Source organism: Pseudomonas sp. ACN5 (genome assembly GCF_002303975.1).
GTDB classification, from domain to species: Bacteria; Pseudomonadota; Gammaproteobacteria; order Pseudomonadales; family Pseudomonadaceae; genus Aquipseudomonas; species Aquipseudomonas laurylsulfatiphila.
This window is the reverse complement of sequence record NZ_MRCP01000007.1, coordinates 223,992-249,609: the sequence shown is the minus strand read 5'-3', so window position 1 is coordinate 249,609 and position 25,618 is coordinate 223,992. Positions and strand designations below refer to the sequence as shown.

The window sequence follows — 25,618 nt, the reverse complement described above, 5'->3', positions numbered from 1 at the left end:
GTATACCGCAAACCCTATGGCTTGTCTTGCCACCGGGATGCGCTACCATGGCCCTCCCTTTTTTTGTTGCCTGCCACCATGCACTGTCCCTTCTGCGGTGCCAACGACACCAAGGTCATTGACTCGCGTCTGGTCGCCGAGGGCGAACAGGTGCGCCGCCGGCGTGAATGCCTGGCCTGCGGCGAGCGTTTCACAACGTTCGAGACGGCTGAACTGGTGTTGCCGCGCCTGATAAAAACCGACGGCAGCCGCCAGCCGTTCGACGAAGAAAAACTCCGCGCCGGCATGCAGCGCGCGCTGGAAAAGCGCCCGGTGAGCGTCGAGCGCCTCGAATCGTCGCTGGTGCACATCAAACACAAACTGCGTGCCACCGGCGAGCGCGAGGTCAAATCCCTCGTGGTCGGCGAACTGGTGATGGCCGAGCTGCAGAAGCTCGACGAAGTCGCCTACATCCGCTTTGCTTCGGTCTATCGTCGCTTTCAGGACCTCAACGAGTTCCGCGAAGAGATCGATCGCCTGGCCCGTGAACCGGTGAAAGAATGACCACGCCCGCAGAACTTGCCATCCTCGATGCCTATTTCATGGCCCGTGCCCTGGAACTGGCGCGCAAGGGGCATTACACAACGCACCCCAACCCACGTGTAGGTTGCGTGATCGTGCAGGGTGGGCAGATTGTCGGCGAAGGCTGGCACGAGCGCGCCGGCGAGCCTCACGCCGAGGTTCACGCCTTGCGCGCGGCCGGTGAGCAGGCGCGTGGCGCGACCGTTTATGTGACGCTTGAGCCTTGCAGCCACCACGGCCGCACGCCGCCCTGTGCCGATGCGCTGGTGAATGCCGGTGTGGCCCGCGTGGTCGCGGCGATGCAGGACCCGAACCCGGAAGTCGCCGGTCGCGGTTTGCAACGCCTGACTCAGGCCGGTATCGCCACCGAAAGTGGTGTGCTGGAGGGTGAAGCGCGAAAGCTCAACCAAGGCTTCCTCAAGCGCATGGAGCACGGCTTGCCGTTCGTGCGGGTCAAGCTGGCCATGAGCCTCGACGGTCGCACGGCGATGGAAAGCGGCGAAAGCCAGTGGATTACCGGTCCGGCAGCACGCTCGGCGGTGCAACGCCTGCGCGCCCAGGCCAGCGTGGTGCTGACCGGCGCCGACACGGTGCTGGCGGACAACGCGCGGTTGACCGTGCGTGCCGATGAGCTCGGACTGGACGCCGAACAAACCGCACTGGCCATGAGCCGGCCGCCGCTGCGTGTGCTGGTCGATGGCCGCCTGCGCGTACCGCTGGATGCGCCGTTCTTCAAGGCCGGCCCGGCGCTGGTCGCCACCTGCGTGGCGGTGGAAGAGCAGTACGCCAACGGCCCGGAATGCCTGATCGTGCCCGGCTACGATGGCCAGGTCGACCTGCGTCAGCTGCTGGTCGAACTCGCCAACCGTGGCGTCAACGAGGTGCTGGTCGAGGCCGGTCCACGGCTGGCGGGTGCTTTCGCTCAGCTTGGGTTGGTGGACGAATTCCAGATATTCATCGCCGGCAAGTTCATGGGTTCTTCGGCGCGGCCGCTGCTGGACTGGCCGCTCGCGCAAATGAAGGATGCGCCGGAGCTCAAAATCACCGAAATTCGTGCAGTTGGCGATGACTGGCGAGTCATCGCCATCCCAGTGCCAGCAGCGAGCGTATAATTTCCGGCCATCGCTATAGCGCTGGCTTTGTTCTCGAGGAGAACCTCATGTTTACCGGCATCATCGAATCCATCGGCAGTATTCGTGCATTGACCCCAAAGGGCGGTGATGTGCGGGTTCACGTCGAAACCGGCAAGCTCGACCTGAGCGACGTCAAGCTGGGCGACAGCATCGCGGTCAACGGCGTGTGCCTGACGGCCGTTGAATTACCGGGCAATGGTTTTGCGGCGGACGTCAGTCGCGAAACCCTCGACTGCACCGCCATGAACGACCTGAAAAGCGGCAGCCCGGTCAATCTGGAAAAAGCCCTGACCCCGACCACTCGCCTTGGCGGGCATCTGGTCAGCGGTCACGTCGATGGCGTGGGTGAAGTGGTTGCCCGTACCGAAAACGCGCGCGCCGTGGAATTCCGCATTCGCGCACCCAAGGACCTGGCCAAGTACATCGCCCATAAAGGCTCGATCACCGTCGACGGCACCAGCCTGACCGTGAACGCGGTCGATGGCGCCGAGTTCCTGCTGACCATCATTCCGCACACCCTGAGTGAAACCATCATGGCGTCGTATCAGCCTGGTCGCCGGGTGAACCTGGAAGTCGACTTGCTGGCCCGTTACCTGGAACGCCTGCTTTTGGGCGACAAGGCCGCAGAGCCGACTGCCGGCAGCACCATTACCGAAAGCTTTCTGGCCGCCAACGGCTACCTCAAATCCTGACCCAAGGGGGTGCCTTGTGGCGCTCAATAGCATCGAAGAACTGGTTGAAGACATCCGCCAAGGCAAGATGGTCATCCTCATGGATGACGAAGACCGCGAGAACGAAGGCGACCTGATCATGGCCGCCGAGTGCTGCAAGCCCGAGCACATCAACTTCATGGCCAAGCACGCCCGTGGCCTGATTTGCATGCCGATGAGCCGCGAGCGCTGCGAACTGCTCAAACTGCCGTTGATGGCACCGCGCAACGGTTCCGGTTTCGGCACCAAGTTCACCGTCTCCATCGAAGCCGCCACCGGCGTGACCACCGGCATCTCCGCCGCCGACCGCGCGCGTACCGTGCAAGCGGCTGCCGCCCGTGATGCCAAGGCTGAAGACATCGTCAGCCCGGGCCACATCTTCCCGCTGATGGCCCAGGCCGGCGGCACCCTGGCCCGTGCCGGCCACACCGAAGCGGCCTGCGACCTGGCGCGCATGGCCGGTTTCGAGCCGAGTGGCGTGATCTGCGAAGTGATGAACGACGATGGCACCATGTCCCGTCGTGCCGAACTGGAAGCTTTTGCTGCCGAACACGACATCAAGATCGGCACCATCGCCGACCTGATTCACTACCGGATGATCCACGAACGTACCGTTCAGCGGATTGCCGAGCAGCCGCTGGACAGCGAACTGGGCCAATTCAACCTGGTGACCTATCGTGATTCGGTGGAAGGCGACGTGCACATGGCGCTGACCCTGGGCAACGTGTGTGCCGAAGAACCGACCCTGGTTCGCGTGCACAACATGGACCCGCTGCGTGACCTGCTGATGGTCAAGCAACCAGGCCGCTGGAGCCTGCGCGCCGCCATGTCAGCGGTTGCCGAGGCCGGCAGCGGCGTGGTGCTGTTGCTCGGTCACCCGCTCGATGGTGACGTATTGCTGGCGCATATCCGCGAAACCGCCGATCACGCCGCGGTGAAAAAACCGACCACTTACAGCACTGTCGGTGCCGGTTCGCAGATTTTGCGCGACCTGGGCGTACGCAAAATGCGCCTGATGTCGGCACCCATGAAATTTAATGCGATATCCGGTTTCGATCTGGAAGTTGTAGAATACGTGCCCTCCGAATAATGACCGGTTGTTCCCGGCCTTGAATTCGCGGTTCAAATATCACTGAGGGACGCGTACGAGACGCGTCCCGGCTCTTTAAGAGATCTAACGAATGACCCTGAAGACCATCGAAGGTACCTTCATCGCCCCTAAAGGCCGCTACGCTCTGGTAGTGGGCCGTTTCAACAGCTTCGTCGTTGAAAGCCTGGTCAGCGGTGCCGTTGATGCCCTGGTTCGCCACGGCGTGAGCGAAAGCGACATCACCATCATCCGCGCACCTGGCGCCTTCGAAATTCCGCTGGTTGCGCAGAAAGTCGCTCAAAAGGGCGAGTTCGCGGCAATCATCGCCCTGGGCGCAGTCATTCGTGGCGGCACTCCGCATTTCGAATACGTGGCTGGCGAATGCACCAAGGGCCTGGCCCAGGTGTCCATGGAGTTCGGCGTACCGGTTGCATTCGGCGTGCTGACCGTTGACTCCATCGAGCAAGCCATCGAGCGTTCCGGCACCAAGGCCGGCAACAAAGGTGCTGAAGCTGCCCTGTCCGCTCTGGAAATGGTCAGCCTGCTGGCGCAGTTGGAGGCCAAGTGATTAGCGACGATAGCGATCGTTTCAACCCGCGCGATCCAAAGCCTGCGGATGCCGGCAAGCCATCGAAAAGCGCCAAGCGCCGCGAAGCCCGTCAGCTCGCGACTCAGGCGCTGTACCAATGGCACATGGCCAAGCAGTCGCTGAACGAGATCGAAGCGCAGTTCCGGGTCGATAACGATTTCAGCGATGTCGACGGCGCGTACTTCCGCGAAATCCTGCACGGGGTTCCGCAGTTCAAGACCGAAATCGACACCGCACTCAAGCCTTGCCTCGATCTGACCATCGAAGAGCTGGACCCGGTTGAACTGGCGGTTCTGCGCCTGTCCACCTGGGAACTGCTCAAGCGCGTCGACGTGCCGTACCGCGTTGTGATCAACGAAGGTATCGAACTGGCCAAGGTCTTCGGTTCCACCGACGGCCACAAGTTCGTCAACGGTGTGCTCGACAAGCTGGCCCCGCGTCTGCGTGAAGCTGAAGTGAAGGCGTTCAAGCGCTGATTGGCGCTTGGAATGTTGACACGAAGCCATGGGCGAGTTTGAGCTGATCCGCAATTTCTTCGCCGCCGCGCCTTGTGCGCAGGGCGGCGAAGGCGTTGCCCTCGGGATCGGCGATGACTGCGCCTTGCTGGCTGTTCCTCCCGGGGAGCAGTTGGCGATTTCTACCGATACGCTGGTGGCCGGCGTGCATTTCGCCGATCCCTGCGATCCCTTTCTGCTCGGTCAGCGCTCGCTGGCCGTGGCCGTCAGCGACCTGGCCGCGATGGGCGCCACACCAATCGCCTTTACCCTTGCCCTGACCTTGCCGACGGTGACCGCCGATTGGCTGCAAGCCTATGCCCGTGGGTTGAACACCATGGCGCAAAGCTGCGGCGTGGCACTGGTGGGCGGTGACACCACCCGTGGGCCGCTCAGCCTGACCATGACCGTATTCGGTCGCGTGCCGAGTGGCCAGGCGCTGACCCGCAGCGGTGCGCAGCCGGGCGATCTGCTGTGTGTTGGCGGCGATCTGGGCAAAGCTGCCGGTGCCTTGCCATTGGTGCTCGGCCAACGCACGGCCGACGCGAGCGTTGCCGAGCCGTTGCTGGCCCACTACTGGTCGCCGCAACCGCAGCTTGGCCTGGGGCAGGCGCTGCGGGGCAAGGCCACTTCGGCGATGGACATCTCCGACGGCCTGCTTGCTGATTGCGGGCATATCGCGCTGGCCTCGAAGGTCGGTATCGAAGTCGAGCGGGAGCGTTTACCGCTGTCGCAGAGCCTGGTCGACTTTCTCGGCCGATCGGACGCCCAGGTGGCGGCCCTGAGTGGTGGCGACGATTACGTGCTGGCGTTCACCCTACCGTCCGTCGAGTTGCCGCCATTGCTGGCCGACGGCTGGCCGATCCATGTGATTGGACGGGTGGTGACGGGGCAGGGCGTGACGCTGCTGGACGCCGATGGCCAGGACATCACCCCGCAAACCCGGGGTTATCAACATTTTCGGGAGTCACCGTGACAGATCATCCCAAGCAGGTCCCGGCGGAATTCGTACCGCCGTCGGTCTGGCGTAATCCATGGCATTTCCTGGCGTTCGGCTTCGGCTCGGGCACCTTGCCAAAGGCGCCCGGCACTTGGGGTTCGTTAGTTGCGCTCCCCTTTATTCCGTTGTGGCAGATGTTGCCCGACTGGGGTTACTGGCTGATGCTCGGCATCACCATGCTGTTCGGCTTCTGGCTGTGCGGCAAAGTGGCCGACGATTTGCGGGTACACGACCATGAAGGCATCGTCTGGGACGAAATGGTCGGGATGTGGATCACCCTGTGGCTGGTGCCGGAAGGTTGGCAGTGGTTGCTGGCAGGCTTCTTGATGTTCCGCTTCTTCGATATCCTCAAGCCATGGCCGATTCGCTGGATCGACCGGCACGTGCATGGCGGCGTTGGCATCATGCTCGATGATGTCCTGGCCGGGGTGTTCGCCTGGTTGGCGATGCAGGGACTGGTGTGGTTTTTCGCCTGATCAAGGGATGCCAGGCGATAATCGGGGGAGCAGGGATGGTTCTACGGGGATTGATGGTGGTGCTCGCGATGTTTTGCTCTTTCGCCCAAGCGGGAGGAGAGGGGGCTACGCCGCCGTCGGTGATTCATCTGGCCAGCGAAGACTGGGAAGACTACACCGCCGCCGACGGTCATGGCCTGGGCTGGGACGTGCTGCGACATGTGTTCGAGCCGGCAGGTGTCAAAGTGCACATCCGCACCGAGCCCTACCTGCGTTCGCTGGGCCTGGCCGAGCGTGGCCAAAGATCCCTCCCGGTTGCGCAGTACCCATATCGCCGAGTTGCCGTTGTACCTTTGCTTTGCCAAGACCCCAAAGGCGCGTAGCTTGATGACCCTGTTCGATCACCGTATGGAGACGTTGGTAAAAAGCGGTGAGCTCAAACCGATCTTCGAGCGCTGGAAACAGCCTTATCCGTTTGATTCGAACTGAAGGGCTGACACAGAGCCCTGTGGGACGCATATCAAACTTTTTGATGGTTATCGCCGATAATTCAGCCTAAGCGTCGCTCGGAACCTGCTGTTACAATGCCGGCTCTGCGAATCTTCAGAACTTTTAGATCAGGAGCACACCGGTGCCTGTCGTTTTTGTCGCCGCTTCCAAGCTGCCAACGCCTTTTGCGCAATTCACCATGCACGGCTTTCTCGATGAAGGCACTGGCCGCGAGCACGTTGTGCTGAGCCTGGGTGAGTTCGACGACGGTGCCCCTGTACTCGGCCGGTTGCACTCCGAATGCCTGACTGGCGATGCACTGTTCAGCCAGCGTTGCGACTGCGGCTCGCAACTGGAGGCCGCTTTACAGGCCATCGCCCGCGAAGGTCGTGGCGTGTTGCTGTACTTGCGCCAGGAAGGTCGTGGCATTGGCCTGCTGAACAAGATCCGCGCCTATGAGTTGCAGGACGGTGGCGCCGATACCGTCGAAGCCAACGAGCGTCTGGGCTTTGCTGCCGACCAGCGTGACTATGCCATGTGCCTGCCGATGCTGGAGCACCTGGGCGTGAAGTCATTGCGCCTGATGACCAACAACCCGCGCAAGGTCAAGGCCTTGACCGACATGGGGATCGCGGTCGCCGAGCGCGTGCCGTTGCACACTGGCCACAACCCGCATAACCGACTCTACCTGGCGACCAAGGCCAGCAAGCTCGACCACATGATGGGCAATGAACATCAGGGCGAGGTAGACCGGGCGTGACCCGGGGTCAGGTTCGGCGGCGACTGTCCGTCAACTGGTGGCAATACCTGGCACTGGCCCTGTTGCCGCTGTTCGTGATCAACGCGATGTTCGGCCAGAGCGAAGCCATTCTGCCGGTGCTGACGATGCCGTTGTTCATCGCCGGTGTCGCTTCGATGTTTGTCAGCCTGAAGTTTTTCGGCGCCTACAAGCACGCGCTGATCGCCACCCAGAAAGCCCTCGATACCCCTGAAGAACCTGGCGCGTGGATCAACCTGGCGGCGAAACGCCGTACAGCGTTCCTTGCCGCCGGCCTGCCAGCGTGGATCGGTGCCCTGGCGGTGTTCGTCGGACTCGAAGCGGTGCCGCTGATGCTGTTGGCGCTGTCGACCGCCGTGCTGTTCTACCTCTACCGTATTCCGCGTCAGCTCGGTTGATGCGCGCGCTCTGGCTGGCGGTTTTGCTGCTGGCCGCCAGCCGATCGGCCATCGCGGTCGAGCGGGTCGTCAGCCTTGCACCGTCACTCTCTGAAATCGTTGTTGAACTGGGTTCTGCCGACCTCCTGGTCGGTGTGCTGGACGCCGGTGAGCGACCGGCTGAACTCAAGAACCTGCCCTCCGTTGGCCGCTATGGCCAGTTGGACATGGAGCGGTTGCTCAGCCTGAAGCCCGACCTGTTGCTGCTATGGCCCGGTAGTATCGGCCCGGCCCAGCGCGACCAGCTCAAGCACCTGAACATTCCCACCTACGTCGCCGAACCCCACAGCCTGGACCAACTCACCGCGCAAATCGAGGCCATTGCCGCTCGGCTCGATCGGCCTGAACGCGGCGTTTCATTGGCCAGCGATTTGCGCCAGCGGTTGGATGCACTGCGTCAACGTTATCGACGGGATCAGCCGTTGCGGGTGTTCTATCAGATATGGGATCGGCCCTTGTACACCGTTGGTGGCGAGCAGATCATCAGCGACGCGCTGGAGGTCTGCGGAGCAAAAAACGTGTTCGCCGACCTGAAGCTGCCGGCACCGCAGATCAGCGTGGAAGCCGTGTTGCAGCGTAATCCCGAGGTGATTCTGGCCAGCGATCAGGCGCAGCTCGACGCGTGGAAAGCCTGGCCGCAGGTGGCGGCGGTAGCACAGGGGCAATTGCGCCTGGTGACGGACAAAGGCCTGGAGCGACCGAGTGGGCAGATGGTTGAGGCAACTGCAAAGCTTTGCCAGTTGATTGCGCCTGGCCGCTGAGAGCGAGGTGCCTGCTTCGCGAGCAAGCCCGCTCCCACAGGGTTCTGCTTTAATCACAAATCTGTAATCCAACCCGAAAACCTGTGGGAGCGGGCTTGCCCGCGAAGAGGCCGGTCCAGACAGTACAGATTCCGGATCAGATTCCAGGCGTCCACGTCACCCCGAACATCCACGCCCGACCTTCCTCGCGATACCCGTACTGGCTGCCCTGGTAGCTGTACAACGCCCGGCTGTAACCCTTGTCCAGCAGGTTGTCGACCTTCAGCTCCAGCCTGACTTCACGATTGAGCTCCCAACTGCTGCGCAGCCCCAGCAAGGCATAGCCGCCGAGGGGCTGTTGATTGTTCAGGTCGTCATAGCTGCTGCTGACCGCTTGCCAACTGGCGCCGAGGCCCAGGCGATCGAACTGTCGGTCCAGATCCCAACTCAAGGTACGCCGCGCGCGACGGGCCAGGGTGTGGCCCGTGTCACGGTCGCGCGGATCGATGATCGCCACGCCGAGATTGCTCTGCCAGTCGAACAGTTCCTGCTTCAGCGTTGCTTCGAAGCCGTTGATCCGCGCCGAGGCAACGTTCTCGGGGCTTGAGTTGCTGCCGAAGATGATCGCGTCTTCAAGGTCGGTACGATACAGCGACGTTTCCAGTCGACTGCTCTCGGTCAATTGGCTGCGCCATTGCAGCTCATAGCTTTTCGAGGTTTCAGGCTTGAGGTCCGGGTTGCTGAAGTCGGGGTAGTACAGGTCGTTGAACGTCGGTGCGCGGAAGCCTTCGCTGTAGGTGAACAGCACTTCGTTGTCCGGGTTCAGCGGCAGGGTGAAGGTGCCGCTCCAGGTGTTCTGGCTGCCGAACTGCTGGTTGTCGTCGTGACGCAAACCCAGCTCCGTGGAGAAACGCTCGGCCCGATAGCGATGCTGAATGTACGCCGCACGATTCCAGCGACTGTCTTCATCGAACGCGGTGCTGCTGTTGATCCGGTCTTCATACCAGTCACCTCCCAGCAGCAGACTGTTGCGCTCGTTGAGCGTCAGGTCGTTCTGCCAGTTCACCGAATCCCGGTAGGTGTTGAACACGCTGCGTTCGTCACTGAGTTTGTCGAGGGTCTTCTCGCGGTTTTCGCTGTGACCGAGTTCAACACGGGTTTCCCATGCTTCATTGATACGCGCGTCGATGTAACTGCTGACACTGCTCACATCGAATTCGTTGTATGGCTGCTGTTGGACTGCCCCGAACGGGTTGTCGAATTCGCTTTTGCCACGATTATCCAGCGCGTTGGCGCCGATCTCGATGTCATCGCTGAGTGCGTGGCTAAAGCTCATGCTAAACGACTGGTTTCGGTACTCGTCATGGTCGCCGTCGCTGGGGTATGACTCGTGGGTGCGATTGATCCCGGCGCTTTCGTCGAGGCTGGCGCCGAGATTGAAACGGGTGCGCTCATCGCCACCGGACAGGCCAAGGCTGCGCTCCCAGGTCTGGTTGCTGCCAAACGCCGTCTGCAGGCGCGGTTGCAGGCCCTGCTCGCCACCACGGCGGGTGAAGATCTGGATTACCCCGCCAATCGCATCGCTGCCATAAATCACCGAACGGGAGCCGCGCAGCACTTCTACGCGCTCGACCTGATCGATATTGATGTGCTGCAGGTTGCTGTCGCCGGAGGTCGAGCTACCGATGCGCTGACCGTCCACCAGCACCAGGCTCTGGGCTGATTGCGTGCCGCGAATGTAGACTCCCGGCACACTGCCGCGCCCGCCGGCCTGCACGATTTGCACGCCCGGTACACGGCGCAGCAGGTCGGTGACGCTATCGGGTTGCAGGCGATCGATGTCGTCGCGGGTGAACACGGTGTTGGCGGCGCTGCTGTCGTTGCGTGCTTCGACCTGGCGGTTGGCGCTGATCAGCACGTCGGGCAGCTTCAGCGCTTGATCGCGTTCGAAGGTGTCGGCGAGGGCGTTTGCGGTTGGCAGAAGAAACAGGGGCAGGGCGAGGCGGGAGAACTTCATGGGTGGTCCGATGGTGTTTCGTGGTGCACACAAATCAAATGTGGGAGCGGGCTTGCTCGCGAAGGCGTCGGTACAGCCAACATTGATGTTGGATATACCGGCCTCTTCGCGGGCAAGCCCGCTCCCACAGGGTTTTGCGTTTAGATGTTGAGCAGTTGCAGGCGCTCGCGGATCGATGCCTCGATCCCGGCTTCATCCAGCCCGCACTCGGCCAGCATTTGCGCAGGCTTGGCGTGCTCGACGTAGATGTCCGGCAAGCCCAAGTGCAGCATCGACTTGAGGATGTTTTCGCGGGCGAGGAATTCGCTGACCGCGCCACCGGCGCCGCCCATGATTGCGTTTTCCTCGACGGTCACCAGCAGCTCGTGGCTGCCGGCGATTTCGCGAACCAGCGCTTCATCCAGCGGCTTGACGAAGCGCATGTCGACCACGGTCGCGTCCAGCGTCTCGGCGACTTTCAGGGCTTCGGCCAGTTGCACGCCGAACACCAGCAAGGCGACTTTGCTGCCCTGGCGGCGAACTATGCCCTTGCCGATCTCGATCGGCTCGAGGTCTTTCTCGATGGTCGCGTTCGGGCCATTACCGCGTGGATAACGCACAGCCGCCGGGCCTTCGTACAGGTGACCGGTGGTGAGCATCTTGCGCAGCTCGTTTTCATCGCTCGGGGTCATCACCAGCATGCCGGGGATGCAGCGCAGGAACGACAAATCGAAGCTGCCGGCGTGGGTCGGACCGTCTTCGCCCACCAGACCTGCACGGTCGATGGCGAACAGCACGTCGAGATTCTGCACCGCCACATCGTGGACAAGCTGGTCGTAGCCGCGCTGCAGGAAGGTCGAATAGATGGCCACTACGGGTTTGGCGCCTTCGCAGGCCATACCGGCGGCGAGGGTCACAGCGTGTTGCTCGGCAATGGCCACGTCGAAGTAGCGCAGCGGGAAACGTTCGCTGAACGCGACCAGGTCCGAGCCCTCCTTCATCGCCGGGGTAATCCCGACCAGGCGCGGATCGGCAGCCGCCATGTCGCACAACCATTCGCCGAATACACCGGAATATTTCGGCCCGCTGGCCTTTTTCGGCGCGGCGGCGGGGGCGTCCAGCGGTTCGAGTTTGGTGATGGCGTGGTAACCGATCGGGTCGACTTCCGCCGGGGCGAAGCCTTTGCCTTTCTTGGTGACGACGTGCAGGAACTGCGGACCTTTCAGGTCGCGCATGTTGCGCAGGGTGGCGATCAGGGTCGGCAGATCGTGGCCATCGATGGGGCCGATGTAGTTCCAGCCCAGCTCTTCGAACAGCGTGCCGGGAACCAGCATGCCTTTGGCGTATTCTTCGGTGCGGCGAGCGATTTCCCAGGCACCGGGCAGGCGCGACAGCACTTTCTTGCTGCCTTCGCGCATGCTCGCGTAGGTGCGGCTGGAAAGGATTTTCGCCAGGTAGTTCGACAAGCCACCGACGTTGCGCGAGATCGACATGTCGTTGTCGTTGAGGATCACCAGCATGTTGGCGTCCACTTCCGGCGCATGGTTCAGCGCCTCGAACGCCATGCCCGCGGTCAACGCGCCGTCGCCGATCACCGCGATCGCCTTGCGCTCGCTGTTTTGCAGGCGGGCGGCAATCGCCATGCCCAGCGCGGCACTGATCGAGGTGCTGGAGTGGCCGACGCCAAAGGTGTCGTACTCGCTCTCGGAACGGCGCGGGAAGGCAGCGACACCGTCCTTCTGGCGCAGGGTGCCCATGCGCTCGCGACGACCGGTGAGGATCTTGTGTGGATAAGCCTGATGACCCACGTCCCACACCAGCCGGTCGTCCGGGGTGTCGAAGACGTAATGCAGCGCGATGGTCAGCTCGATCACGCCCAGGCCTGCACCGAAATGCCCACCGGTCTGGCCGACCGTGTAGAGCAATTCCAGGCGCAACTCATCGGCCAGGGTTTCCAGCTCGGCTTCGCCTAACCGGCGCAGGCCGTCCGGCGTGTTCGCGCGGTCGAGCAGGGGCGTGGTCGGGCGCTTGCGGGGAATCTCATGAAACGTCGTGGGCATCAGGCGAATCGTTATAGGTATAAAAGATGCGGCAGTTTACCTGATGCTTCGCCCCCTGCCCACGCGTTGGTCTTTTTTGGTGGATTCGCCTTCAACTGCGGCGATCGACGATATACCGGGCCAGATCCCGCAACGGCTCGGCCGCCGCGTCAAACGGTCGCAGGGCATGCAGGGCCTGGTCGCGCAACTCCAGGGCATAGGCCTTGGCGGCGTCGAGGCCGAGCAGGGCCGGGTAGGTCGGCTTGTCCCGGGCAATGTCCGCGCCCTGGCGTTTGCCGAGGGTGGCGGTATCGCTTTCGACGTCGAGAATGTCGTCCTGGACCTGAAATGCCAGGCCGATGGCTTGAGCATAAGTCTGCAGGGACTTGAGTTCGTCTTTCTCGGCACGACCGCTGGCCAGGGCGCCGAGTTTGACGCTGGCTTCGATCAGCGCACCGGTCTTGTGCCGGTGCATGTATTCCAGGGCTTTCTGGTCAAGCTTCAGGCCGACCGAACCGAGGTCGATGGCCTGACCGCCGACCATGCCTGCCGGGCCCGCCGCCAGTGCCAGGGCGCTGACCATTTGCAGGCGGATTTCGGCATCCGACGTGCTCAGGCGCGGGTCTAGCAGGGCGCTGAAAGCCAGGCTCTGCAAGCCGTCACCGGCGAGGATCGCGCAGGCTTCATCGAATTTCTTGTGGGTGGTGGGTTGGCCGCGACGCAGATCGTCATCGTCCATGGCCGGCAAATCGTCATGTACCAGTGAATAGGCGTGGATCAGCTCCACCGCACAGGCGGCACCGTTGGCTTGCTCAGGCTTGCCGCCCAATGCTTCACACGCGGCGTAGGCCAGCAGGGGACGCACGCGTTTGCCGCCATTCATCACGCTGTAGCGCATGGCTTCGTACAGCCGCGCCAACTCGGGGCCTGGTGCCGTGAACAGGGTTTCCAGCGCCGCATTGACGCGGGCCTGGCTGGTGGCCGAGTAGGCTGCAATCATTCTGGCTGATCCGCGTCGAAGGGTTCCTCGGCCAACTCGCCATCACGCTCGAGCAGTACCTGAACCTTTTGCTCGGCCTGGGCCAGCGCCGCCTGGCAATCGCGGGTCAGACCGATGCCTTGCTCGAAAGCGGCCAGCGAGTCCTCCAGCGACAATTCGCCATTCTCCAGACGCTCCACCAGCGTTTGCAGGTCGGCGAGGGACTGTTCGAAATCCAGTGCAGCTTTTTTGCGGGCCATGGCGGCGATTTCCGGTTGACGTTAAACCGGCGCGACACTAGCAGATAGGGGGTTTATGGGCAAACTCACAGACGATGTACGCCCCCGTAGGCGCTGCCGAAGGCTGCGATCTTTTGACTTTGTTTTGTTGGAAGCAAGATCAAAAGATCGCAGCCTCCGGCAGCTCCTACAGTACCGGGTTATCAGGATAGTGGATTCGGTAGCGGGTGCTGCGCCCGCCACCGGGCAGGCGTTGCAGACAGCCCTTATCCAGCAGTTCGGCCAGATGACGGGTTGCGGTCGCTTTGGATACTTTGGCGACCGCCTGGTATTGAGCCGCACTGATGCCGTGCTCGAAGCCTCTTTCGCCGCCATCGAGCAAGCGATTCAGTACCCTGGTTTGTTCGGCCGACAACCCGGATGTTTGGTGCGCCTGCCAGAATCGCGCCTTGCCTAGCACACTGTCGATCCGTGTCATGGCTTGTTGCAGGCTGAGCAGAAGCGTTTGCAGGAACCACTCCAGCCACTCCGTGACATCGGTCGTAGCTTTTTGACTCGTTTCCAATACCCGGTAGTAACCGGAGCGGTCCTCAAGAATGCTTGCCGACATGGCGTAAAAACGAATCGCCTGAGCCTCGCCCTGTGCCAATGCCAGATCGGTAATGGTGCGTGTGAGGCGACCATTGCCGTCGTCAAAAGGGTGGAGTGTGACAAACCAGAAGTGGGCGATGCCAGCACGCAGCAACGGGTCGAGTCCGACCTGGCTTCGGCCGCTCTCAAACCAGTCGAGGAAGATTTCGAGTTGACGCTCAAGGCCCGGTCGAGGCGGCGCTTCGAAGTGTACGGTCGGCTTGTCGAGACGACCGGAGACGACCTGCATCGGTTCATCGCCGCGCAATGCACCGACACGTATCGCCCGGGTGGCGAGGTTGCCGTCCTGCTCCGGAAACAACCATCCATGCCAGTGCAGCAAGCGGTCCAGTGTCAGCGGCTCGGCAAAATGCTGAGTAGCATCAAGCATCAATTGCGCAAGACCTTCACTGCGTTGGCTGACTCTATCGCCATCAACCAGATCCAGACCCAGGCGTCGAGCCAGCGACGAACGAACGGAGCCGACGTTCAGTTGTTCACCTTCAATGGCCGATGAGGTGACGATGTTTTGCAATAACGCATCCAGCTCACTTTGCGCGCTCAGCGAACTGCCCACGGAACTGGCCATGCCCATTAGCCGACCTTGTGCTTGAACGCACTCGCGTAACAAGGGCGCCAAGCGTTCGGCATTCCAGGTGAACTCTGGCCAATCAGGCTGCTGCCATATCCATTGAGGTGTCATGCACTTGATGCTCTAAGCGGGGTGAGCCGATTAGATCGGTTATTCGGCTCATATAATGAGCCGAATATGGCGCGTATTCGGCTCACCGTCCACCCGTTATCGTGATTCCCGCCGCAATTTCGGAGCCGTCCGATTGTTAAAAAACACCCGAATGGCTAACCTTCAAGCCCTATACGACCTGGCAGTCACGGGTCTTTCAGACGAAACGCAGTATGCCCATCTGTAACGCGCCCAGGATCAGGCGCAAGGTTTCGTCATGCATGGCAGGAGGCGTCGCATGCGCTCATTTCTTTTGCTGCTGATCGGGCTGGCTATCGCGCCCTCGATTCTGGCCGCGCCGAATGCCGGGTTGTCGGAGCCGGTGGGCGGCTGGCGCTACAACGGTTTGCTGGATCGTACGGAAAACCCGCAAGTCGCCTATCCCACGCCGCCCATCGACCGAGGCGTGCAGCGCAATCGCACGATGATCGAAGGTCAACTCAAGGCCCTCGGTACTCAGCGTGGGCCGCACACGCTGGCGGTCAACGGCAATCCCTTGAATCTGTACACCGACGACCAGGGCCGTTTCGCCCGGCCCTATGCGTTCGGCGCCGGTTCCAACAGCGTCGAAGTGCGTAGCGCTGAAGGCCAGTCGCTCAAGCGCGTTCAATTCTATGAAGCCAACAACCTGCGCACTCCCGCGCGGATTCGTGTGGTGCTGGGCTGGGACGACCCGAAGGCCGAACTCGATTTGCACATCATCACCCCCGACGGCCAGCACGCTTTCTGGGCGCACTCGGCGCTGACCAATGGCGGCGGCCTCGACCCGGACGGCGTCGATGGACCCGGCCCGGAGATGTTCACCATGACCGCACCGCTGCACGGCACCTATCTGGTTTACGTGAACTATTGGGGCAACTTCGGCAGCGAAGGCTATAACTTCGAGGAGACCGGCAACCAGAACGAGGTGATTACCTCGCAGATCAACCTGGTGCTCAACGAAAACACCGTCGATGAAAAACGCGAGACCTTCATCGTGCCCCTGCGCGCAATCGGCGACCTGCTGCTGGTCAAGACTTTCAACTATTAAGCATCCCGCTCCACGGATGAACATCGGGTTTTGTGAACATGAGTGATAGCACTGTTACTCCGGCCGCCGGCGCACCCGCGGCCAAACCTCACCTGCATTGGCCGACGCTGTTGATCGGCATATGCCTGGTCGCTGGCGTAGCCGGTGGGTTGGGGTGGCTCATGCACAAGCCCAAGGCCCCGGCGCCTGCGTTGGCCAGTGACAAACTGGGTATGGGCCGGCCGGATGGTTTGCTGGAGACCCACTCTTTGAGCCAATTGCCCAAAGACCTGCTCGCGGTGCCCTTCCTCAAGGAAACCCTGACCGAAGATTTCGTCTTCTACTACGAAACCCACGCCGATCGCCTCGGCCTGATCGGCAGTTTGCGGCGGATCATCTACGAACATGACCTGAAGTTGCAGGACACCCTGATCGAGCAACTGTTCGATCAGCCTGCCGACGTCGCGTTGTGGCGCGGGGCGGACGGGCGGCTCAAGGATTTCCTGCTGGTGATGGATCGCGGCGGCCTGGCCAAGGTGCTGGAACCGATGGCCAAAGTCGCGCTGGACGACTCGCAGCTGAGCAAGGTCGCTGACGTGAAGGTCGGCAGCGAAGACGTGCCGCTTTATCAGCTCAATTACAACGCCAGCAAGGCGCTGCTGTTCGCGTCCCATGGCGACAAACTGGTGGTGCTGTCCAATCCGGCGAAACTCTACGATCCGCAAAACGGTGCAATAGAGGAACCGGGCAGCGTATCGACCACGGCTATTGCCGCGCTGCTCAATGGCGAAAAGCTGTTTCCCGAAGCCTTCGGCCTGCCGCCTCGTGCGCCGCAGGTGAAACAACGTCTGTCGGTGAATGCCAGCGTGCTGGCCATGGGTTACCAGCGTTTCATTCCGAACTTTGCCGGCCTGCGCTTTGACATGGACGACACGGGCTGGCACAGCTTCCTGGCCATGGATGAACTGGAAAATCAGTCGGACTTCGATTTCAAACCGATCTGGCAAGCCATGCCCATGGGCGCAAGCGCTTGCGTGGCGTTGCCGCTGGCTGCCGAACAACAGAAGCCGTTGCTGGTGAAGCTCGGTGCAGAGGAGAAGGTGGCCCAGGCACTGACCGAACACATGGCCGGCGCGGCGGGGCTTTGCTGGTATGCCGATTCGCGGTTGTACACGCCCTTACTGGTGGCCAGCCTCAACGATGACGACGGCGGCAAGCTCGATGGGGATCTGGGCAAACTGTTCGGCTCGATGGTCGGTGCGCACGAGAGCAACGTCGAAGACGGTGCCTTCCCGGTGCTGGAAAAACAGGAAGGCCAGAGCCATCAGTGGCAACGTCAGGTCAGCTCCAGTTACGGTCCCTATTCGGCCAGGGAAGCTCAAGATCCCGATGCCATCACCGGCAAGGCGTTCATGAAAGTCAGCCTGGCGCGCCATGGTTCGACGTTGCTGTTTTCCCTCGACGACAAGCTGGTGGACAAAGCCCTCGGCACCCTCGACAAACGCTTCCCGCCGATGGCCGACGTGGTGCCCAAGGACTTGCTGATGCCCGTCTATTTCGGCCCTGATTCCATGGCGCAACTGATGCAGCAGGAAACCCTCGACAGCCTGCCCCAGGACATGGAACCGGTGTTCTATAACGCCGCACAAACCTTCCTGATTCCGAAACTGCGCACGCTCGGTGGCTACGGCAAATACGCCCTGACCTTGCCCGAAGGCAGCGAGCCAGACGGCCACTGGCAGTGGCTGCCGCTGGAGTGGAAAGCCCTGTGACGGCATTGATCCGCAGTCTCGGCCTGCTGGCGTTGTTGCTGAGCGCAGGTGCCCGCGCTGTCGAAGCACCATCGCTCGACCCGCAGCAATCCCAGGTGTTCCGCGCCTGGTTCGTGCGCATCGCCCAGGAGCAACTGAGCCAGGGCCCGAGCCCTCGCTGGTATCAGCAGGATTGCGCCGGGCTGGTGCGCTTCGCCGCCAATGAAGCGCTGAAAGTCCATGACGACAAATGGCTGCGCAGCAATGGCCTGTCCAATCGCTACCTGCCACCGGAGCTGCAATTGAGCGACGCCCAGCGCGGTCTCGCCCAGCAGTGGCAGCAGGGTGGTGGCAAGGTCGGGCCGTACGTCAACGCGATCAAATTGATCCAGTTCAACAGCCATCTGGTCAGCCGCGATGTGTCACAGGCACGCCCCGGCGACCTGATGTTTTTCGATCAGGGCGACGACCAGCACCTGATGATCTGGATGGGCCGCTACATCGCCTATCACACCGGCACCACCACACCCACCGACAACGGCATGCGTTCGGCAAGCCTGCAGCAACTCATGACATGGAAGGACACCCGATGGATACCCGACGCAGCCAACCCCAACTTCATCGGCGTCTATCGACTGAATTTTCTCTCCCAATGACCGGTGCCCGCATGCTGCGTTTTCTGTCTCTGATGTTGGTGTGGGCGCTGCCACTCTCGGTGGTTAACGCCGATGACTCGGTTCCGGCCAGCGGCTATGCGCCAGTGGCTGGCGAGAGCTTTTTCCTGCTGGCGGACAGCAGTTTCGCCAGCGATGAACCGGCGATGGTGCGCCTCGAAGCGCCGGGCCGCGACTATCGCCGGTTTCGCATGGAGCCTTATGGCGGCGCGGACATTCGGGTGTATCGCATCGACAAGCCGCTGGACTTCCTCAAGCGCCAGAAGAATCTGCATCGGGTGGTCAGCGATGGCCAGTTCAAGGGGGAAGGCCTGTCCAACACCCTCGCGTACCTGTGGGACAACTGGTATCGCAAATCCCGCCGGGTGATGCAGCGGGCGTTTTCCTACGAGTCGCGTAAACAAGTCACCGAGGAAGTGCCGGAACTGAAGATGGGCAATGCGATGGCCGCGCCAACGCCCTACGATGCACAGCCGCAATTCGCGTTGATACCGGGCTTGCCGGTGGTCAGCCAGTTCCGTTACCCGTTGTGGCAGGCCAAGCCGATCCAGCCACCGGCGGGGGTGAACCTGGCCGGGTCTTCCAGCGAGTTTGTCAGTGTCGCGCCGGGCAATGTGTACATCCCGCTGGGCACTCTCAAACCGGGTCTTTATCTGGTGGAAGCGCTGATCGGCAAGTACCGCGCGACCACCATGGTGTTCGTCTCCAACACCGTGGCGGTGAGCAAGATTGCCGGTGACGAATTGCTGGTGTGGGCCGCGCGCAAACACGAAGGCAGCTCGGTGCCGAAGGTCAATGTGCTGTGGACCGACGGCCTGGGTGTGATGAGCAGCGGCGCCACGGATAGCGACGGCTTGCTGCGCTTGAAACACGTCAGCCCCGAGCGTTCGTTCGTGATCGGTGAAGACGAAGAGGGCGGGGTGTTCGTCTCCGAGAACTTCTACTACGACAGTGAAATCTACGACACAAAACTCTATGCCTTCACCGACCGGCCGCTGTATCGGCCGGGGGATTGGGTGTCGCTGAAAATCGTCGGGCGTGAATTCAAGAACGCGCGGGACTCGGTGCAGCCAAGCGCTGCCGACGTCAATGTGAGCGTGCTCGATGCCACCGGCACGGCCCTGCAATCCCTCGATCTGAAGCTTGATTCCAAGGCTGGCACCCAGGGCCGCTTCCAGTTGCCGGACAATGCCGTGGCCGGTGGTTATGAACTGCGCTTCACCTACAAGGACCAGACCTACAGCAGCGCCTTCCGCGTCGCTGAATACATCAAGCCGCACTTCGAGATTTCACTCAATCTGGCCAAGCAGGATTACCGCACCGGCGAGCCGGTCAAGGGCAACCTGGTGCTGCTGTACCCGGACGGCAAACCGGTGGCCAATGCGAAATTGAGCCTGAGCCTGCGCGCCCAACAGCTGTCGATGGTCGACAACGAACTGCAATACCTCGGGCAATTTCCGGTGGAACTGACCAGTACCGAACTGACCACCGACGCCAAGGGCAACGCAACGCTCGACCTGCCCGCCGCCGACAAACCGAGTCGCTACATGCTCACCGTGTTCGCCAGCGACGGCGCGGCGTATCGGGTCAAGACCACTAAGGAAATCCTTATCGACCGTGGCGCGGCGAACTTCCGCTTGAGCGCGCCCCGACGCTTCAGCGCGGTGGGCGACAAGGTTGCGTTCAGCTACACCCGCGAAGGCGAGCAGGCCCAGGCCGTTACACCCGGCAGCTACGGCTGGGTACGTCTGGAAGACCAGAGCACCGGTCAAGGAAAACTCGCGGCAACCGACAAAGGTTTCACCCTGGCCTTTGACCGACCGGGCACCTACAACCTGACGCTCAAGGATGACCACGGTCGCGTGGTCGGCGCCACCGGGCATTCGGTCACCGGCGAAGGTGTCAAGGCCGTACCCGGCACCGTGGAAATCGTCCTCGACAAGCCCGAGTACATCACGGGCGATGAAGCGCTGGCGCTGATCACTTTTCCGGAACCGGTCAACGATGCCTTGTTGTCGCTGGAGCGGGACAAGGTCGAGGCGACCGCGCTGCTGTCCAAAGGCGGTGACTGGCTGAAGACGGAAAAACTCAGCGATACCCAATACCGCGCGCGCATCCCGGTGAAGGACGGCTTCGCGCCGAACCTGACCTTCTCGGTGCTGTACACCAAGGGCGGCCAGTACAGTTTCCAGAACGCCGGCATCAAGGTAGTAACGGCTCAGATCGACGTGGCCATCGCCACCGATAAAGACACCTACCAGCCGGGCGAAACCGTCTCGGTGGACCTGACGACTCAATTTGCCGGTAAGCCGATCCCGGCGCACCTGACGGTCAGCGTGGTCGATGAAATGGTCTACGCGCTGCAACCGGAAGTCGCGCCGAGCATCGACCAGTTCTTCTATCACCCGCGGCGCAACAACGTGCGCACCAGCGCCAGTTTGTCGTTCATCAGTTATGACGTCGCCTTGCCGGGCAGCCCCGGTGCACCGGGCAAAGCCAATCGCAGTGAGCGCGGCGTGAAGGTGCTGGAGCGGCCGCGTCGCGAGGACGTCGACACAGCAGCCTGGCAGCCGGAGTTGTTGACCGACGCCAACGGAAAGACCCGTTTCACCTTCAAGATGCCTGACTCCCTGACCCGCTGGCGTATCACCGCCAGGGCCATCGCCGATGACGGTCAGGTCGGACAGAAGAAGCAATTCGTTCGCTCGGAAAAACCGCTGTACCTGAAGTGGAGCGGGCCGAGTCGATTCCGTACCGGCGACAAACCGGACCTCGGAGTGTTCGCCTTCAGTCAGGCCGAGAAACCGCTCAAGGCCGAACTGGTGACCCGTTACGCCGGCAACGAACAGCGCGTACCTGTGACCCTCAACAGCGGCATCAACTACGTCCCGTTGCCGGCGTTCGAACTGGCCAATGGCGAGTGGAGCGCCGAGCTGGTGCAGGACGGCAAAACCGCTGACGCGTTGACAGTGCACCTGAGCGCGACCGGTGAAGGCTGGCGGGTGACGCAATCCCAGAGTCTCGATGTGAGCAGCGGCGATACACCGCTGACATTGCCGGCAGACGCGACCGATATTCGCCTGCGCCTGGATGACAGTCCGCAAGCGTTGTTCCGTTCGGCCCTCGACGATCTGTTGAGCTACCCCTACGGTGGCGTCGAGCAGACTGCCAGTCGCCTGCTGCCGTTGAGCATCGCCTACCCGACGCTGGCGGCGAATCCGCAGATCCGCGATCGCTTGCGCCTGATCATGCAAAACAGTCGCCTGCGCCTGGTACAAATGGCCGGTCCTTCGGCGAGCTTCACCTGGTGGGGCATGGACGGCGAGCCGGACGCGTTCCTCACCGCCTACGCCTATTACGCCGACTGGCACGCCAGCCGGGTGCTGGACCTGAGCCTGCCGCCGGAACACTGGCAGCGGGTGCTGGAGGTCTACGCCAAACAGGCGAACAACACGCCGCTGCTGCAGCGGGCGCTGATCCTGTCGTTCGCCAGGCAGATGCAGTTACCGGTCAGCACCTTGCTCAGTGGCCTGATGGACGATCTGGTGAAAGCGGGCGAGGGCAGTACCGCGAACCTGATGGAGGACGGTGATGACAGCCTCGTCATGAGCGATCCTGACTCAGCCCTGGGGCTGGCTGCCGCGCGAGTGCTGACGGCCTCGCTGGCCAGGCAGGCGAAGGTCGCTTTGCCGGATGCGTTCAACCGGCAACTGGCCGACGCGCAGCAACGTCTGGCGGTCAGTTCCCAGCCGTTTGCCGAAGCGCTGAACCTGTCGCTGCACCCCTTCGATCAGGCTCACGCCCAGGCGTTGCTGCAACGTCTGTTGCCGCAGCAATCGACTCTGGAGCGGGCATTGGCGCTCACCTGGCTGCAGCGCAGCATCGAGCAGGCATCGCCCACCATTGCATTGGCCCCGGGTGAAGGCTGGAAGAAGCAGTACGGGGTTTCTGGTGAGATGTATTGGACGTGGCAGGGGCCTGCGCCAGTGCCGGCGGTATTGACGCTGAGCGGGGTGCAGGAGCGTCCGCTGCGCGCTGCATTGAGCTACCGCAGCCAGCAGCCGACGGTCGATCCGATGGCCGTGACCATCACCCGTCGCCTGTCGCGGCTGGTGCCGGGGGATGAAGCTTTTACCTTCAAACTCGAAGCGGTCGGCAACGCGCCCCTGTCCAGCGATAGCCTCTATCTCGACGAGGTGATCCTCACCAGCAAAGCCGCCAGACCGCTGCGCTACGGTCTGCTGGAAGTGCCGCTGCCACCGGGCGCCGATGTCGAGCGCACGACCTGGGGCATCAAGCTCATGGGCAAGGCTGGCACCGAACCGACATCGCTGGAGAAGGCGCGTTTCGAGCCGGGGCAAATGGCTTATGCCGTTCCGGTCGATGCCTTGAGTGGCGAATTGCGCCTGCGGCATCTGGTGCGTTTCTCGCAGAAGGGGCAGTTCAACTTGCCGCCGGTGCGATTCACTCAGGTGTATGCGCCGCAGCATCAGGCGAGGGAACAAAAGGCAGCCCTTGGCCAGGTCACGGTTCACTGACGTGCACAGGTTGCTGCTGGGGTGGCTGCTGTGTTTGATCCCTGTGCTGGCGACAGCGCAGGAGGAACCGCTGCGCCTGGCCTTCAAGGGCGATTTACTGTCGTTGAGCCGAACTCAGGTAATCGCTCGCGAACCACTGCCGCAGGCCTTGCAGACGCCACTGGGCAGTGTGTGGAAGTTGTTCGTCTACGCCTGGCTGGTGGATACCGGTGCGCGTGAGCCGGCTTACGAATGTCGCGGCCAGTCGAAGGAAGAAGTCTATTGCTGCACGGCGGGCGGCAGGATCGAGCGCGATCAGGCGTTGGTGAAGTCATGCGGTCTGTATTTCGAACCCGCGCGACTGGGCATCCGCGAGGCCGACTGGCGAGCCTATTGGCAGGCACGGAAGGCGCCGCAATGGTTGCTGGATTTACCTTCGTTGCAACCGGCTACCCGGGTTTCGGTGGCGCAACTGTTGAAGGTGTTGGCCGTGCTGCCGGCGCAGGATCAAGCTCGACGTGTGTTGCTCGATGTGGTGCTCAATGCCGCCGATGGCAATGTCGTCGGCGAACTTGGAAGCCGCCTGCGGGTGAAGACCTGGAGCTGGTTGGCGGATCAGGATGCCACGTCACGCCAGGGTGGGTTTGCCGGCTGGACGGCGGATGGCACACCGGTCTGGGCCGGGGGGCGGGGCACCAGTCAGCGGGTATTGCGCGATAACGCCTGGGCGTTGTCTAAGGTGATACCTGTCTCCTGGCCTGCGGATGCAGCGCAGTGTGTAGAAGTTGATCTGTTCTCCCGCTATCCACTTCGGCGTGTCTTGTCAGGAGGCTCCGCGGTGACTTCCGGAGCGTTACAGGGTGACTACCGCGTCGAATTCGCCAACGGCAATTCGCTGGATATCCACAGTGACGGCGAACTCTTTCTGCTGAATGACAAGCTCGTCGCCCGGCTGGATCGCGAAGAGTACGTCGCCCGTGTGCTCCAGCGCGAAGCCACTGCCGAGCCGGTCGAGGCCGCCAAAGCCCTTGCGGTGGCCATCCGCACGTACCTGCTGCAAAACGCCACGCGCAGCGGTGATTGCCTGAGCATCGACGACAGCAGCAGCCGTCAGCGGGTCGCGCCGCGTCCGGCATCGTCCGAGTCACGCGACATCGCCGCGTGGACCCGCGACCTGGTCCTGGCCGGCAGCACCGTCACCTATCATTCCGATCAACCCGGCCCGGACAAACTGTCCTGGCAGCAAGCCGTCGAACAGGCCCGCGCCGGCCAGCGCTACGACGCCATCCTGCTGCACGCCTACCCCCGCGCCAGTCTCAGTCGCTGGGACAACCCGATCGCGTCCTGCGAAGCATTGCCTGCCGCGCAAGACTGGCTGCAGAAACAACGGCGCGGCTGGCGTGCGCGGTTGGTAGGCGAGGTCGGCTACAACGAAGTCAGCACCTTCGCCGTATGCCGCCTGGCCTTCGGACGCCCCTATGTCGACCGCGAACGCCAGCGTATCTACGTGCGTGGCGTGCTGACGCTGCAAGACCGCCTCGACCTGACCCACGAATACCTGCACCTGGCCTTCGAGGCACACCCCAACGGCCAGGATGAAACCTACATCGAAGGGCTCGCCCGCCACCTCTTGCTGGAATAGACCATGAAACTCCGTCATCCACAGGTCTTGCTGTGTCTCTGCTCGCTGCTGGCGTTGCCATCAGTGATGGCGGCGGACAGCGTCAAACTCGACACCCCCGCAGGCGGCTGGCGCACCGGCGCGCCCGAGGGCGAGGGGGAAAGCTTCCGGCAGGTCGTCAACTACCCGGCCTCGTCGGTCAACACCCCGGCAGGGCAGGCCAACACCGCACGCATCAGCGGCCAGATCAAAGCCACAGCGAAATCCACAGAGCCCGGCCGGCTGATCGTCAACGGGGTGAGCATGCCGCTGAAAATCGACCCGGCCGGCCGCTTCGATCGCCCGTTCTCATTCCCCAACGGCAGCAACAGCGTCGAAGTTCGCAACCCCGATGGCCAGCAACGCCACCGCACGCAATTCCTCAACAGCAGCGGTGGTGCGACCCCGGCCAAGTTACGTGTGTTACTGGCATGGGACAGCGACAACACCGACCTCGACCTGCACCTCATCACCCCCGACGGCGCGCACATCTGGTACGGCGACCGTATCGTCCCCAACGGCGCAGCGCTCGACGTCGACGTCACGACCGGCTACGGCCCGGAAATCTTCGCCATGCCCGCACCGATCAAGGGCCAGTATCTGGTGTATGTGAACTACTTCGGTGGCGGCTACAGCAGTGATGAACAGGGGCAGGAAGACGCGGTGCAAGCGCTGACCACCGCGCAGGTGACGGTGATTACCGAGGAAGGCACGCCGAGCGAGAAGATGGAGACCTTCCTGGTGCCGATGCGGGCGGTCGGGGAATTGACGTTGGTGAAATCGTTCAGCTATCCGTGAGGTTGAGGTACAACTTGCGCAGGGTTTGCACACGATTGCGCCCGTGATCCTTGGCGCCATACAGGGCTTCATCGTTGAGCTTGAAAGCGAAGTCCGCCCGGCAGAGCC

22 protein-coding genes and 1 pseudogene are annotated in these 25,618 nt (G+C 62.2%); 18 read left to right on the top strand and 5 right to left on the bottom strand.

Annotated elements, in window-relative coordinates; translation table 11 throughout:
- Positions 1-78 precede the first annotated feature (78 nt).
- From nrdR to BSF40_RS15515, 12 genes and pseudogenes are all read left to right on the top strand, one after another.
- Positions 79-543: a transcriptional regulator NrdR gene (gene nrdR / locus BSF40_RS15570; protein ID WP_003228656.1), complete on the top strand. Its 465-nt coding sequence runs from the start codon at positions 79-81 to the stop codon at positions 541-543.
- The gene (ribD, locus tag BSF40_RS15565) at positions 540-1,673 is read left to right on the top strand and encodes a bifunctional diaminohydroxyphosphoribosylaminopyrimidine deaminase/5-amino-6-(5-phosphoribosylamino)uracil reductase RibD (RefSeq protein WP_095965752.1); all 1,134 of its coding nucleotides are present in this window, start codon (positions 540-542) and stop codon (positions 1,671-1,673) included. The genes nrdR and ribD overlap by 4 nt, the downstream gene beginning before the upstream one ends.
- A 47-nt stretch (positions 1,674-1,720) precedes the next feature.
- Positions 1,721-2,386: a riboflavin synthase gene (locus BSF40_RS15560; RefSeq protein ID WP_008018158.1), complete on the top strand. Its 666-nt coding sequence runs from the start codon at positions 1,721-1,723 to the stop codon at positions 2,384-2,386.
- Positions 2,387-2,402: 16 nt separating this feature from the next.
- Positions 2,403-3,494, top strand: coding sequence for a bifunctional 3,4-dihydroxy-2-butanone-4-phosphate synthase/GTP cyclohydrolase II (ribBA, locus tag BSF40_RS15555; protein ID WP_007970163.1), 1,092 nt, complete (start codon positions 2,403-2,405; stop codon positions 3,492-3,494).
- A 91-nt stretch (positions 3,495-3,585) separates the two neighbouring features.
- Entirely contained in the window at positions 3,586-4,062 is a 477-nt protein-coding gene (gene ribE / locus BSF40_RS15550) for a 6,7-dimethyl-8-ribityllumazine synthase (protein WP_003228649.1), read from the top strand.
- Positions 4,059-4,559 carry a transcription antitermination factor NusB gene (gene nusB, locus BSF40_RS15545; protein ID WP_007970164.1) on the top strand — a complete coding sequence of 167 codons (501 nt, stop codon included), beginning with the start codon at positions 4,059-4,061 and terminating at the stop codon, positions 4,557-4,559. Before ribE ends, nusB begins: the two co-directional genes overlap by 4 nt.
- 28 nt (positions 4,560-4,587) lie before the next feature.
- Positions 4,588-5,553, top strand: a complete 966-nt coding sequence (gene thiL / locus BSF40_RS15540; RefSeq protein ID WP_095965751.1) for a thiamine-phosphate kinase — start codon at positions 4,588-4,590, stop codon at positions 5,551-5,553.
- Entirely contained in the window at positions 5,550-6,053 is a 504-nt protein-coding gene (locus BSF40_RS15535; protein ID WP_007970166.1) for a phosphatidylglycerophosphatase A, read from the top strand. The genes thiL and BSF40_RS15535 overlap by 4 nt, the downstream gene beginning before the upstream one ends.
- A gap of 35 nt (positions 6,054-6,088) precedes the next feature.
- A pseudogene (locus BSF40_RS15530) lies at positions 6,089-6,521 on the top strand (hypothetical protein).
- A gap of 142 nt (positions 6,522-6,663) precedes the next feature.
- The gene (gene ribA / locus BSF40_RS15525) at positions 6,664-7,281 is read left to right on the top strand and encodes a GTP cyclohydrolase II (RefSeq protein ID WP_007970170.1); all 618 of its coding nucleotides are present in this window, start codon (positions 6,664-6,666) and stop codon (positions 7,279-7,281) included.
- Positions 7,278-7,697 (top strand): MFS transporter, encoded by a 420-nt coding sequence (locus BSF40_RS15520; RefSeq protein ID WP_095965750.1) that lies wholly within the window; start codon positions 7,278-7,280, stop codon positions 7,695-7,697. Before ribA ends, BSF40_RS15520 begins: the two co-directional genes overlap by 4 nt.
- Complete coding sequence (locus tag BSF40_RS15515; protein ID WP_095965749.1) at positions 7,697-8,497, top strand: cobalamin-binding protein; 801 nt, start codon at positions 7,697-7,699, stop codon at positions 8,495-8,497. The genes BSF40_RS15520 and BSF40_RS15515 overlap by 1 nt, the downstream gene beginning before the upstream one ends.
- 136 nt (positions 8,498-8,633) lie before the next feature.
- Here BSF40_RS15515 and BSF40_RS15510 read toward each other — a convergent pair whose 3' ends face one another.
- From BSF40_RS15510 to BSF40_RS15490, 5 genes are all read right to left on the bottom strand, one after another.
- On the bottom strand, positions 8,634-10,493 hold the full coding sequence (locus BSF40_RS15510) for a TonB-dependent receptor domain-containing protein (protein WP_095965748.1): 1,860 nt from the start codon (positions 10,491-10,493) through the stop codon (positions 8,634-8,636).
- Positions 10,494-10,633: 140 nt separating this feature from the next.
- A complete protein-coding gene (dxs, locus tag BSF40_RS15505; RefSeq protein ID WP_095965747.1) occupies positions 10,634-12,532 on the bottom strand; it encodes a 1-deoxy-D-xylulose-5-phosphate synthase in 1,899 nt (632 codons plus the stop codon).
- 91 nt (positions 12,533-12,623) lie between these two features.
- A complete protein-coding gene (ispA, locus tag BSF40_RS15500) occupies positions 12,624-13,511 on the bottom strand; it encodes a (2E,6E)-farnesyl diphosphate synthase (RefSeq protein WP_095965746.1) in 888 nt (295 codons plus the stop codon).
- Positions 13,508-13,750 carry an exodeoxyribonuclease VII small subunit gene (locus BSF40_RS15495; protein ID WP_007970180.1) on the bottom strand — a complete coding sequence of 81 codons (243 nt, stop codon included), beginning with the start codon at positions 13,748-13,750 and terminating at the stop codon, positions 13,508-13,510. The genes ispA and BSF40_RS15495 overlap by 4 nt, the downstream gene beginning before the upstream one ends.
- Before the next feature lie 166 nt (positions 13,751-13,916).
- Entirely contained in the window at positions 13,917-15,062 is a 1,146-nt protein-coding gene (locus BSF40_RS15490; RefSeq protein WP_095965745.1) for a Fic family protein, read from the bottom strand.
- A gap of 277 nt (positions 15,063-15,339) precedes the next feature.
- On the opposite strand from BSF40_RS15490, the gene BSF40_RS15485 reads away from it, so the two are divergent.
- The 6 genes from BSF40_RS15485 to BSF40_RS15460 are packed head-to-tail and all read left to right on the top strand — an operon-like array spanning position 15,340 to position 25,510.
- Positions 15,340-16,131, top strand: a complete 792-nt coding sequence (locus tag BSF40_RS15485) for a YfaP family protein (RefSeq protein WP_095965744.1) — start codon at positions 15,340-15,342, stop codon at positions 16,129-16,131.
- A gap of 38 nt (positions 16,132-16,169) precedes the next feature.
- The gene (locus BSF40_RS15480) at positions 16,170-17,882 is read left to right on the top strand and encodes a DUF2138 domain-containing protein (protein ID WP_095965743.1); all 1,713 of its coding nucleotides are present in this window, start codon (positions 16,170-16,172) and stop codon (positions 17,880-17,882) included.
- On the top strand, positions 17,879-18,517 hold the full coding sequence (locus BSF40_RS15475; protein WP_104451308.1) for a DUF1175 domain-containing protein: 639 nt from the start codon (positions 17,879-17,881) through the stop codon (positions 18,515-18,517). The genes BSF40_RS15480 and BSF40_RS15475 overlap by 4 nt, the downstream gene beginning before the upstream one ends.
- Complete coding sequence (locus BSF40_RS15470; protein WP_095965741.1) at positions 18,514-23,073, top strand: alpha-2-macroglobulin; 4,560 nt, start codon at positions 18,514-18,516, stop codon at positions 23,071-23,073. Before BSF40_RS15475 ends, BSF40_RS15470 begins: the two co-directional genes overlap by 4 nt.
- A 1-nt stretch (position 23,074) precedes the next feature.
- Positions 23,075-24,694: a DUF2300 domain-containing protein gene (locus BSF40_RS15465; RefSeq protein ID WP_095965740.1), complete on the top strand. Its 1,620-nt coding sequence runs from the start codon at positions 23,075-23,077 to the stop codon at positions 24,692-24,694.
- Positions 24,695-24,697: 3 nt separating this feature from the next.
- On the top strand, positions 24,698-25,510 hold the full coding sequence (locus BSF40_RS15460) for a YfaP family protein (protein WP_095965739.1): 813 nt from the start codon (positions 24,698-24,700) through the stop codon (positions 25,508-25,510).
- Positions 25,511-25,618 lie beyond the last annotated feature (108 nt).